Consider the following 12,011-nt stretch of genomic DNA (forward strand, 5'->3'; position numbering starts at 1 on the left):
CGAGCGGCGTGGAGCGGGGAACGCAGACGAGAACCAGGGACTCCCTGCCGGAAGGACTCGGTCAGGCGATACGGGAGACCGCCACTGCCATCGCCGCGCTCCTGGACGGCGCGACGGACATGACCGTTCCGGTACCGGGGTTGGAGTGGACCGTCGGCGAGACGGCCGCCCACCTGGTACTGGCCAACGGCCTGATGGCCGATCTCGCGTCCGGCCGAGAACGCCTCTACGGGGACGGCACGCCGCAGAGCCTCGCGGCGGCCAATGCACAGAGTCTCATCGAGTTTCCCGAGCGCGGGGCGGAACCGCTGGCCGCGATGATCGTGGAGCGGGCCGACGTGTTCCTGGACGCGGTGGACCGAGCCATGGCGGACGGGACCGCGGGCCGGACGCTCCTGACCCCGCTCGGTCCTATGGACCAGGACGTTCTCGCCTCGTACCTGCTGACCCACATGCTGGGCCACGGTTACGATCTCGCCCGTGGGCTGCGTCGGCCGCACATGATCAACGAGATGCGGGTCGGGTTGTGCCTGCCGTTCCTGAAGGCGGCGATGCCGCGCATCGTCGCCGCCTCCGCGCTGACGGCCCGTTACACCTTGCGTATCCGGGGCGGCGCGGCATTCGGGGTCACCTTCACCGACGGCACGGTCGAGGTGCTTCCTGACCCGCCCGAGCGTTCGGACTGCACCATCCTCACCGAGCCGGTCGCTTTTCTTCTCATCGCGCTGGGACGTCTGGGCCCGTGGCAGGCCATGGCCCGCGGAGATGTGCTCGCCTGGGGCCGCAAACCCTGGCTCGCCCCCCGCTTCCCCACCCTGTTCAACGCACCCTGACCATGGCCTTCCTGGATCAAGCCCTACTGGTGACTGACCCCAAGGTCGGTGGTCGTGGGCGGTCAGGGAGCGGATGGCCGCGGCTACTGGTGTGGTGGTTGTGCCAGATTGCCGTGGTCAGGGCGAGGAGCCGGTGCAGGACACGGACGGCCACCCCGCCGGGCGTGCGGCCACCGCGGCGTTCGAGGTTCAGTTGGGTTGTGAGGGTCTGGTTGACGGACTCGATCAGCTGCCGCAGCGGCTTGAACAACTCGGCTCAGGCCCGTTCGGGTTCGCCCTTGCGGGCCGGCCGCAGCAGCCGGACACCGAGGTCGGCAAGCTGCCGCTCGAAGTCGCGACCGCAGGGTTCATGGGGAACCTGGGCCGGAAGTGGGCGCATCACCCAGCCGGCTCTCACCACGTGCTGGGCGATGCGCCTCCCGGCCGGGTGAGCGGTGGGGTCGGGGGCGGGGGCAGTCATGGTGGTCTTCCCCGTCGGTATCGGTCAGTGGCCCGACATCGGGCGCAGGCGCACGGGGACGGAGGCGTGTCCGTTGCTGATGAGGCTCGGCAGCCTCTTCAGCGCCGTTCGCCCCGTGGCGAGTTGGGCGTCGGGGAAGCGTTCGAAGAGCAGGCGCAGCGCGGTGGCGACTTCGAGTCGGGCCAGCGGGGCACCGAGGCAGAAGTGAACGCCGTGTCCGAAGGCGAGGTGTTCCTTGCTGGGGCGGGTGGCGTCGAAACGGTCGGCCTCCTCGTGCCAGTCGGGGTGGCGGTTGGCGGCGGCGTAGGAGGCGAGGATCGCCTCGCCGGCCTTGATCGTCTGGCCGTCGGGGAGCGGGATGTCGGTGCGGGCGTAGCGCAGGGGAAGGTGCTTGACCGCGGGTTGGTGGCGCAGGGTCTCCTCGACGACGTCCTGCCAGGTGCAGCGGCCTCCCCGGATGTGGGCGAGCTGCTGGGGATCGGTCAGCAGGGTGGTGATGGCCTGGTCGATGACGTTGACGGTGGTCTCGTATCCGGCGCTGATCATCAGCAGGAGCGTGTCGCGTAGCTCGGCGTGGCTGAGGGCGGAGCCGTCTTCCTCGTCGCGGGTGGCGATCAGCAGCGAGGTCATGTCCTCACCGGGCTCGGTGCGCTTGGTCTCGATCAGGACGTCCAGCAGGCTGTAGAGGGCGGCGGTGTTCGCGGCCTGTTCCTCGGCGGAGAGATGGGTGGCGAACACGTTGTCCACCACGGTGCGGAGTTCGGCGCGCTGGTCGGCGGGGACGCCCATGAGCTTGCCGATGACAGCGATCGGGAGCGGGTAGGCGAGGTGCTCGCGCAGGTCGACCGTCTCGCCGACCGGGAGGGCGTCGAGGATGCCGTCGACGAGGGCCTCGATGTCCGCCTGGAGGGCGGCGGTGCGGCGGGCGGAGAGGGCGGGGGCAACCATGCGGCGCAGGCGGCTGTGATCCTTGCCGTAGGCGGTGAACATGTTCTCCACCGCGACCCACAGGGCCAGTGGCCAGGTGGCGACGGTCTCGGCGAAGGCCGGCCAGTGGGCGCGGCCGTCCTTGGAGACGTCCTTGCTGGTCAGGAGATGCTTGAGGAAGGCCGGGTCGGAGACCGACCAGGCGCGCACGCCGAGGATGTCCACCAGCGTCGCCGGGCCGCGCTCGCGCAGGGCCTGGTGTTCGGCGTCTGGGTCGGATCCGGTCGGGTCGAGGACGAGTATCTGCTGTTCGGACACGGTGAGGTCTCTTTCAGCTCGTGGGGAAGATGACGGGCAGGGCGGCCAGGCAGCGGTGGAAGGGAGCGGGGCGCCAGACGACGTCGTCCCGGTGGCCGTCGAGGTCCATCTCGGGCAGAGCGTCGAGGACGTGGAGGATGGCGGCTTCAGCGATGAGGTACGCATGCGATCTGCCGGGCAGCTGTGCGGGCCGGCTCCCCAGGTGAGGTGGGCCCGATTGCCCAGCGGCCGGTGGGATCCCAGCGTGGGTCGTTGTTGCAGGCGGCGTAACTGATGACCACCGGCGGTCGGCCGGAAGCAGGAAGCCGCCGATGTCGACCGGCCGGGTCGGGTAGGTCATCACGAAGTTCGCCGACGGGCGTCGCGGTGGAAGACGTTGTCCTGGGCCTCGCGGACGGAGGCATCGCCTGCGTGCAGGTCTCCGGAGAACCCGGTGTTGGTGAGGGCGCTCGCCGGCGTAGATCTCGTCCATGCTGCCTTCGGCAGGTAGCGGCCGGGGCAAGGCGATTCCTTCGTCGTGCATCTCGAAAGAGCATGGCGGTGACCAGCCGCAGGAGCCCGTTGCGGTAGGCGGTGCGGGCCTTGGTGTGCTCGTTCCACTTGGCGCCGATCCGGACCGCGGCCTCGGACTCGATCAGCTCCTGCAGCATCGCTCGGCCACACTCCGCACGAGTTCGAGTCCGTCCGCCGAACGTAGTGACTCCGACAGGCGGAGTAAGCCGGGCCGGCCACCGCGCACCTCCTGCGTCGAACTGTTCCCTTCACCATGGAGAGTTGCACGGTGGTTGCCTCATGCGCAGGGAGCGGAGACCGTCACCGGATGCACGCCCCGGGCATCCGCCCGCGCACACCCGCACGGTGATCGACTACACCATCGCGCGGGACCCCGTCTCCGAGCGTGTCGTTGCGCGCGATCTGAGCCGGCTGATCGACAACGGGATCGGGGTGTTCGTGAGGACGGCACGGCGCGGCCTCGTTCTCCAGTCGCGCCGGCCAGCCCCTATGTTGGTCCGCTAGAGACCCTTGCCGGGCCACCTCCCGGTCACTGGCCCGCGCCTCGATCGGATCGGAGACCGCCGACCGGATCCCCTCACGCCGGACTCGCTCGTCAGCGGTCGGCCCTCCGCCATCGGGATACCTCATCCCTACGGCATAGCGCGGCCCTCGACAGCCGTCACAAGTAGCGCGTTTCCTGACTGATGCCTTCGCCACGATCACGCCCGGCTTGGTATGCCCCGGCGCGACGTATTCCGATCCGCGGTGACGTACCCGAAGGCTGAACCAGGGGCTTGGTCCGTGACTGGTCCGGAAGCACTGGTCAGGAGGGGTGCAGTCGTGGGAGGAATTGGGAGTTAGCACGCAAGCCGGGCCCGGTCGAGAGCGGGTTGCACGAAGGGCGCCTGACGGGTGAAAACCCAGGTCAGGCGCCCTTTCGCATGTTTCTAGAAGAAGCCGAGCTTCTTCGGCGAGTATGACACCAGCAGATTCTTGGTCTGCTGGTAGTGCTCCAGCATCATCTTGTGGGTCTCGCGGCCGATCCCGGACTGCTTGTAGCCGCCGAACGCCGCGTGTGCGGGGTAGGCGTGGTAGCAGTTGGTCCATACCCGGCCCGCCTGGATCGCGCGGCCCGCGCGGTAGGCGGTGTTCATGTCCCGGGTCCACACGCCCGCGCCCAGGCCGTACAGCGTGTCGTTGGCGATCTTGATCGCGTCGTCGAAGTCGGTGAAGGAGGCCACCGAGACGACCGGACCGAAGATCTCCTCCTGGAAGATCCGCATCCGGTTGTCGCCCTCGAAGACGGTCGGCTGGACGTAGTAGCCGCCCTTCAACTCACCGTCGTACTCCACGCGTTCGCCGCCCGTGAGGATCCTCGCGCCCTCCTGGCGGCCGATGTCCAGGTAGGAGAGGATCTTCTCCAGCTGGTCGTTGGAGGCCTGGGCGCCGATCATGGTGTCGGTGTCCAGCGGATGGCCCGGCTTGATGCGCCGGGTGCGTTCGACGGCCGCCTCCAGGAACTCCGCGTAGTGACCGCGCTGGACCAGCGCGCGGGACGGACACGTGCAGACCTCGCCCTGGTTGAGCGCGAACATCGTGAAGCCTTCGAGCGCCTTGTCGCGGAAGTCGTCGTCGTGCGCCCACACGTCGTCGAAGAAGATGTTCGGCGACTTCCCGCCGAGCTCCAGGGTGACCGGCCTGATGTTCTCCGAGGCGTACTGCATGATCAGCCGCCCGGTCGTGGTCTCCCCGGTGAACGCGACCTTCGCCACCCGCGGGCTCGACGCCAGCGGCTTGCCCGCCTCCACACCGAAACCGTTGACGATGTTCAGCACGCCCGGCGGCAGCAGGTCCGCGACCAGGCTCAGCCAGTAGTGGATGGAGGCCGGGGTCTGCTCGGCCGGCTTGAGGACCACCGCGTTCCCCGCGGCCAGCGCCGGCGCCAGCTTCCAGGCGGCCATCAGGATCGGGAAGTTCCACGGGATGATCTGCGCGACGACCCCGAGCGGCTCGTGGAAGTGGTACGCCACCGTGTCGTCGTCCAGCTCGCCCAGTGAACCCTCCTGCGCCCGGATCACCCCCGCGAAGTAGCGGAAGTGGTCGATCGCCAGCGGGATGTCGGCGGCCAGCGTCTCCCGCACCGGCTTGCCGTTCTCCCAGCTCTCGGCCACCGCCAGCGGCTCCAGGTACGCCTCCATCCGGTCGGCGATCTTCAGCAGGATGTCGGAGCGCTCGGCCACCGGCGTACGGCCCCACCCGGGTGCCGCCTCGTGCGCCGCGTCCAGCGCCCGCTCGACGTCCTCCGCGGTACCGCGCGCGATCTCCGTGAACGGCTGCCCGTTGACCGGCGACGGGTTCTCGAAGTACTGCCCGCGCGCCGGCGGCACGTAGGTGCCGCCGATGAAGTGGTCGTAGCGTGCCTGGTAGGAGACGATCGCGCCTTCGGTGCCCGGCGCCGCGTAACGAGTCATGCTGGTCTGCCTCCCGGTGCAGCGCTGCCCGCCGTTGGGCAGCTCCCGGCGCGAGGCTAGGCACCCGGACGTTGCACGTACGTTGCACCGCAGGTCCGCGCCGGTACCCGGCCGCCCGGTACCCCCAGCTCGGCCTCCAGCGCGGCGAGCCGGGCGCGGACCGGGGCCGTCGGGCGCACCGCCGCGAGCGCCCGCCACACGTCGAGGTCGTCCTCGCCCCACGGTGCGTGCGCCCAGTCCGCCAGCAGGTCGGGATCGCGGTGTGCGATCAGCGCCGTGCGCAGCGCGCCCGCGAGCCGTTCCCGCAGCCGTACGATCGCCGGGGCCTGCGAGCCGGGCAGCAGTGGCCCGGTGTACGCCTTGGCCGCCGAGGTGAGCGCCCCCGTCTCCAGTCGCCGCTCCACCACGACGGTGTCCGACTCGACCGCCGCCGCCAGCCGGTACGGCCGCGAGGCGAGCAGACCCGGACCCAGCAGCCTGCGCAGGCGGGCGAGTTCGGCCCGCAAGGTCACCGGTGTCACCGACTCGTCCGCGTACAGCGAGCACAGCAGCTCGTCACCGCTCAGACCCTCGGGATGCCGGGAGAGCAGCACGAGGATCTCGCTGTGCCTGCGGCTGAGCCTGATCCGCCGCCCGCCCAGGACGAGTTCGGCCTCGTGCCGGCCCAGCGCGCTCAGCAGCGGCCCCTCCCCGGCGGCGGGCGGCGGGGCGAGCAGGGCGAGCTGTGCCTCGGCGGCCCGCGCCACCGCGTGCACGAAGCCGAGGCTGTGCGGATGGGCGAGCCCGTCCCCGCCGGTGATGTCCACGGCCCCCAGGACCCGTCCGGTGCGTGGATCGTGCACCGGGGCGGCGGCGCACGTCCACGGCTGCACCCGCCGTATGAAGTGCTCGGCGGCGAACACCTGCACGGGCCGGCCCACGGCGACCGCGGTACCCGGCGCGTTGGTGCCGACCGCGCTCTCCGACCAGCGGGCCCCGGGCACGAAGTTCATCCGGTCCGCGCGGCGCCGGGTCGCCGCGTGCCCCTCCACCCACAACAGCCTGCCGGACGCGTCGCACACCGCCAGCAGATGCTCGCCGTCGGCCGCGAACGTGCCCAGCAACTCCCGGAACAGCGGCATCACCCGGGCCAGCGGATGCTCCGTGCGGTAAGCCCCGAGGTCGTCGTCGGTCAGCTCCACGCTGGCGGTGCCGTCCGGCCCGACACCGGCCCGCGCGCTGCGCCGCCACGACTCCGCCACCACCGATCGCACCGGGCGCGGCACCGTCCCGGCCGTCGTGAACGTCTCGTGCGCCCGGAGCAGCGCCCGGACGCGCTCGGCGGGGTCGGCCCCCGGCTCCAGGGCAACCCACGGATCGGTCAACTCGGCCTCCCCGAACGGTGGAACAGCGGTACCTCGGCGGCTGGGACCATCGTCACCCCGGGTGTTCGCGCGGACAACCGGTGCGACGGCGGCTCCGCCCGGCCTAGGCGAAGTTGACCATTCTGATGTAGCGCACCCAGTCCCAGTACGGCCCCGGGTCGCTGTGGTCGGTTCCGGGCACCTGATAGTGGCCGATGATGTGCTGCCGGTCGCGGGGGATGCCGTACGTGTCGCAGATCGCCGCCGTGAGCTTCGCCGACTCCTCGTAGAGGGCGTTGGTGAAATAGCCGGGCCGGTCCACCCAGCCCTCGTGCTCGATGCCGATGCTGCGCGTGTTGTACGTCCAGTTGCCCGCGTGCCAGGCGATGTCGGCCTCGTGCACGCACTGCGCGACGTGCCCGTCCGCGGAGCGGACCACATAGTGCGCGGAGACCTGTTTCGCCGGATCGCCGAAGATCGCCAGTGTGTCGGTGTACGTCTCCTGCGTCACGTGGATCACCACCCGGTCGATCGCGTAGTCGCCGGGGCGGTCGGCCACCGTGTAGTTGGAGCCGCTCGCCGGCCGCCACTCGGCCGGCGGGTAGTCGACGAACCCGGTCTGTGCTCCGGCACGCGGGTCGGGGAGGAGCGCGTAGGGGACGGCGGCGAGCGCCGCGCCCTTCAGCAGCCGGCGCCGGCTGAGCCGCGGTTCGGCTCGGTCCATGTCCATGGCGGGATGCCTTTCGGGATGCCTTCGGAAGACCGTTCGGGAGTGGGGAAGGGAGGGGTACGGCAAGGAAGCGCGAAATGCAGGCCTGGGCCGGCGCGACCCGGCGAGGCGGGGTCACCGCTAGCCGCGCAGGGCCCGTGCGGTCTCCCGCAGCCGCGCGTGCACACCGCGGTACGTCTCCCGCGCGGGCAGCCACTCCTTGCGGAGCCTGGCCACGCACGTGTAGTTCGTGTCGCACACGTTGGCCAGCGGTGATTCGACCGCCTGGCCGGCGAACTGGTACGCGTCCAGCTCGCTGAACCCGTAGTCGCGCACCAGCCACTGCACCAGGTCGAGCTGGGATATCCGGAACGCGTCCTCCAGCGGGCGGGCCGAGCCGGTGGAGATGATGTGCGTGTCCGACTCCAGACGGGGCCACGGTGTGGCGACGCCCTTGAGGAGGTCGACGACCACCACCGTGTTCATCGCGCACTCCACGGCCACCCCGCAGGTCTCGCCCTCCCCCTGCCGGGCGTGCCCGTCGCCGAGGCTGAGCAGGGCGCCCTCGACATTGACCCCCAGGTAGCAGGTGACGCCGGCCCGCATCTCGGGCGTGTCCATGTTCCCGCCGTGCGCGTCCGGCACCAGGGCCGAGCGCACCTCCAGGCCGGCGGGTGCCACGCCCACCGTGCCGTGCATCGGGTCCAGGGGCAGCTCCAGCCGGAGGTGGCCGTCCCGCGCCTGGAACAGGGCGGTCCGGCGGCTGCGGTCCAGCTGCCAGATCCAGACCCGCTCCGGCAGCGGTGGCTGCAGCGTGGCCGTGGTCCGGGTGGAGGTGAGCGCGCCGAAGAGGGGGACCGTCGTGGACGCCGCCCAGTCGCGGGCCGGTTCGATCGACACGAAGTGCACCGCCACGGTGTCCCCGGGTTCGGCGCCCTCGATGTGGAAGGGACCCGTCTGCGGGTTGAGGGAGGGGAACTCGCAGACCTCGGACACGAGGTCCTTCTCGGAGCGGACCCGGCCGGCGAAGCAGTCCTCGGTGTACAGGTCGAGGACCGTACCGGGTGCGATCCGCGCCAACGGTGCTGCCCCGCCGAACGTCCAGGCGTACTGATCCGGTTCGGGGCGGACGGTGAGGATCCGGGGCTCGGTCATCGTGGCTCGGCTCCCTTCCGCGGAGCGGTCGTCGGGCTGGTGCCTCGGGCCGGCCGGGGCGAGGCCGGCACCGCCGGCGGAGGGCAGCCTCCGGCGAAGGCGGCGCCGGGCGGCACCGGCGCGGCCACCGCGGCGGCCGGTGCCCTCGCCGTGATGCTCCGGAACTGGACCTGGCGCGCTCCGATCGCCTCGTTCCGCGGTCCCCCGATCGGCCCCCCGTTCATGTGTCCCCCCATACGTGTCGGTCCGCTGACACCTGCCGCCTGCGTGATTCCCTCATCTCGCGCGCGGCCGACGGCTCATGACGGTCCGTCGGCTGCGCATCGCGTGAATTCACGGTACGGCTCGGGCCGGTTGGGCAGAAGGGTGTGCCGCGCTTCCGTGGACAAGTCGAGGCTTGTGGACAACTCGATCACCCGATCGGGCGAGCCTGGGGACGAGCGGGGCCGGGGAGCCGCGTCAGGCGTGCTCCGCCACCACGGCCGGATCGTCCAGCACCGCTCGGACGACCGAGTGCGCGGCGCCCAGCAGCGGACCCTGGGGGCCCAGGGGGGACACCGTCACCGGGCAGGCCGGGCCCGCCGTACGGCCCGTCAGCTCCGTCTCCAGGGACGGCAGCAGCCAGGGGGAGAGGCCGGCCAGGGCGCCGCCCAGGACCACTGTCTCCGGGTCGAGCAGGTTCACCGCTCCGGTCAGGGCGATGCCGAGCGCCGTACCGGCGTCCCGCAGAGCCGCCTGCACGGCCGCGTCCCCCGCCTCGGCGCGCTGCGCGAGCAGACCCACCAGATCCTCGCGCGGCTCCAGTCCGGCCGCGCGCAGGACCGCCTCCTCACCCGCGTACTGCTCCAGGCAGCCCCGGCTCCCGCAGGGGCAGGCGGGTCCGTCCGGCCGTACGGGGACATGGCCCAGCTCGCCCGCGAATCCCCGGGTCCCGCGCAGCAGCCGGCCGTCGACGACGACCGCGGCACCGATACCGATCTCGGCCGACACGTGCAGGAAGTCACCGGGGGTGCCGGGCCCGAGCCATAGCTCGGCCAACGCCCCGAAGTTGGCCTCGTTGTCCACGGTCAGCGGCCAGTCGCCGGGGAGCAGCCGGCCGAGGTCGGTGTCGTGCCAGTCGAGGTTCGGGGCCCGTACGACCGTCCGTGCGTCCCGGGCCACCAGCCCCGGCACGGCGACCGCGAGTCCGGCGGGCCACAGCTGCGCCTGTTCCGCCTCCGCGACGACCCGCCGGATCAGTGCCGTCAGCTCCTCGGTCACGGGCCCGGCGGCACGGCCCCGGTTGGCGCCGCGCCGTTCGGCCCGGGCACGGACCTCGCCGCGCAGGTCGACCGCGCACACCGCGAGGTGGTCGACGCCGATCTCCGCCCCGATCCCGGCCGGCCCCCGGCCGCTCACCGCCAGCGCGGACCCGGGCCGGCCGACCCGGCCCGGCCGCTCGGGGCCGAGTTCCTCCACCAGCCCCCAGCGGATCAGCTCGTCCACCAGCGTCGACACCGCGGCCCGGGTCAGTCCGATCCGGGACGCGACCGCTGCCCGGGACAGCGAACCCTCGGCGCTGACGGCGTGCATCACCCGGGCGAGGTTGCGCCGGCGCATGCCCTGCTGGGTGTCCGGCAGGGTGCGCCCGGCGCCCGGGGGTCGCGCCTCGTGCAGCGGTGCGGTCATGCCTCCGTCAATCCTCGGTGTCTGCCGCCCGGCGGCGGGCGGGCGGCTCGGTCACTGGGTGCGGGTCTCCCGCTCCAACAGCGGGGCCGCGTCGGAGAGTACCCCGCTGATCCGTTCGAGCGTCGACCCGTCCGGCTCCACGGGCTCCAGGACCGGACCCGCGGCCGTGTTCCAGCGGCGGGCCACCGCCGCGGGATCCTCGCCGGTCAGCAGTCCGGCCGCCTGTGCCGCCGCGCCCAGGGCGACCAGTTCCCCGGCCTCCGGTACCTGGACGGGCCGCCCGGAGAGCCGGCGCACCGTCTGCTGCCAGGCCGTACCCCGGGCGCCGCCGCCGATCAGGAGCAGGGGGGTGCTGCGGTCCGCGTCCTCGTCGAGGACCAGGTCCAGCGCCCCGAGCAGGGCGTGCACCGCGCCGTCGTACGCGGCTTGGAGCAGCTGCCCCGCGGTGGTGTCGTGGCGCAGCCCGTGCAGCAGCCCGGAGGCGTGCGGAAGGTTGGGGGTGCGCTCGCCGTCGAGGTAGGGCAGCAGCGTCACCGAGCCGCCGGGTGCCACGGCCTCCCGGTCCAGGCCCAGCAGGGCCGCGACCCGGTCCACCGCGAGGGTGCAGTTCAGGGTGCAGGCCAGCGGCAGCCAGTCCCCGCGCGCGTCGGCGAAGCCGGCCACCGTGCCGGTGGGATCGGTGGGGCGGCGTCTGGAGACGGCGTAGACCGTGCCGGAGGTGCCGAGGCTCAGCACCGGGGTGCCTGGCCTGAGGCCGAGGCCCAGCGCCGCCGCCGCGTTGTCGCCGGTGCCCGGGGCCACCAGGGTGCCCTTGGAGAACGGCAGGTCGTGGCTGTCCCGCACGGTGCCGGCCACCTCGCCGGGACGCACCACCCGGGGCAGCAGCGCCGGGTCGAGACCGATGTGCGCCAGGGTCTCCTCGTCGTACGCCTCCTTCCGGGACGCCCACCAGCCGGTGCCCGAGGCGTCGCCGCGGTCGGTCGTGCCCTGCCCGGTCAGGCGCTCGGTGAGGTAGTCGTGGGGGAGCCGTACCGCTCGGGTCGCGCGGACCGCCTCCGGCTCCTGCTCGGCGAGCCACGCCCACTTGGTGGCCGTGAAGGACGCCGCGGGCACGCTGCCGGTGCGCTCCGCCCAGGCCTTCGGGCCGCCGAGCTCCTCCACCAGGCGGCGGGCCTGCGGTGCCGAGCGGACGTCGTTCCACAGCAGTGCCGGGCGCACCGGCTCGCCGTGCTCGTCCAGGGTGACCAGGCCGTGCTGCTGGCCGCCGATCGACACCGCCGCCGCCTCGTGCGCCGCGTCACCGCACTGGCGCAGCGCCGCGCACAGCGCGTCCCACCACTGGCGCGGATCGCTCTCCCGGCCCGCCCCGGAGGTCACGGTGTGCGGGGCCTGGCCGGAGGCCACCACCTGGCCGGTGGCCACGTCGACGATCAGTGCCTTCGTGGACTGGGTGGACGTGTCCACCCCGACGACGAGCGGACCCTCGACTGCTGACATCGGGCTCTCCCTCTTCCGCGGCTCCGCGGGAATGTGCGGTGGGCTGTCGAAGACACCTTGCTGTCGAAGACATCTTGTCTCTTCCCAGCGGTGCGTCGGCATACTAATTTGTAAACCGCCATGACGAATAGTCGT

The 12,011-nt window shown here is 72.1% G+C and carries 9 protein-coding genes and 2 pseudogenes; 1 reads left to right on the forward strand and 10 read right to left on the reverse strand.

From position 1 onward, the window contains the following. The first annotated feature begins 8 nt into the window (after positions 1 to 8). Positions 9 to 833, forward strand: a complete 825-nt coding sequence (locus IG05_RS0106875) for a maleylpyruvate isomerase family mycothiol-dependent enzyme (protein WP_030340107.1) — start codon at positions 9 to 11, stop codon at positions 831 to 833. A 48-nt stretch (positions 834 to 881) separates the two neighbouring features. On the opposite strand, the pseudogene IG05_RS49055 reads toward IG05_RS0106875, so the two are convergent. The 10 genes and pseudogenes from IG05_RS49055 to xylB all read right to left on the reverse strand — a co-directional run. Then, positions 882 to 1,173: pseudogene (locus IG05_RS49055) on the reverse strand (IS982 family transposase); the annotation flags it as partial. 144 nt (positions 1,174 to 1,317) lie between these two features. Then, positions 1,318 to 2,538, reverse strand: coding sequence for a cytochrome P450 family protein (locus IG05_RS0106885; RefSeq protein WP_030340110.1), 1,221 nt, complete (start codon positions 2,536 to 2,538; stop codon positions 1,318 to 1,320). A gap of 13 nt (positions 2,539 to 2,551) precedes the next feature. Continuing rightward, positions 2,552 to 2,647 carry a cytochrome P450 gene (locus tag IG05_RS49060; RefSeq protein ID WP_234335776.1) on the reverse strand — a complete coding sequence of 32 codons (96 nt, stop codon included), beginning with the start codon at positions 2,645 to 2,647 and terminating at the stop codon, positions 2,552 to 2,554. Between the two features lie 448 nt (positions 2,648 to 3,095). Then, a pseudogene (locus IG05_RS50510) lies at positions 3,096 to 3,277 on the reverse strand (hypothetical protein); the annotation flags it as partial. A 703-nt stretch (positions 3,278 to 3,980) separates the two neighbouring features. After that, a complete protein-coding gene (locus IG05_RS0106900; protein WP_030340113.1) occupies positions 3,981 to 5,504 on the reverse strand; it encodes an aldehyde dehydrogenase family protein in 1,524 nt (507 codons plus the stop codon). A 56-nt stretch (positions 5,505 to 5,560) separates the two neighbouring features. Then, on the reverse strand, positions 5,561 to 6,868 hold the full coding sequence (locus IG05_RS0106905) for a GAF domain-containing protein (RefSeq protein WP_030340115.1): 1,308 nt from the start codon (positions 6,866 to 6,868) through the stop codon (positions 5,561 to 5,563). Positions 6,869 to 6,971: 103 nt separating this feature from the next. Continuing rightward, complete coding sequence (locus IG05_RS0106910) at positions 6,972 to 7,577, reverse strand: N-acetylmuramoyl-L-alanine amidase (protein WP_030340116.1); 606 nt, start codon at positions 7,575 to 7,577, stop codon at positions 6,972 to 6,974. A gap of 120 nt (positions 7,578 to 7,697) precedes the next feature. Then, the gene (locus IG05_RS0106915; RefSeq protein ID WP_030340118.1) at positions 7,698 to 8,711 is read right to left on the reverse strand and encodes an acetamidase/formamidase family protein; all 1,014 of its coding nucleotides are present in this window, start codon (positions 8,709 to 8,711) and stop codon (positions 7,698 to 7,700) included. 459 nt (positions 8,712 to 9,170) lie between these two features. Next, on the reverse strand, positions 9,171 to 10,379 hold the full coding sequence (locus IG05_RS0106920) for an ROK family transcriptional regulator (RefSeq protein ID WP_030340120.1): 1,209 nt from the start codon (positions 10,377 to 10,379) through the stop codon (positions 9,171 to 9,173). A gap of 51 nt (positions 10,380 to 10,430) precedes the next feature. Then, on the reverse strand, positions 10,431 to 11,876 hold the full coding sequence (xylB, locus tag IG05_RS0106925) for a xylulokinase (protein WP_030340121.1): 1,446 nt from the start codon (positions 11,874 to 11,876) through the stop codon (positions 10,431 to 10,433). Positions 11,877 to 12,011 lie beyond the last annotated feature (135 nt).

Source organism: Streptomyces sp. NRRL S-1022 (assembly GCF_000720135.1).
Classification (GTDB): Bacteria; Actinomycetota; Actinomycetes; order Streptomycetales; family Streptomycetaceae; genus Streptomyces.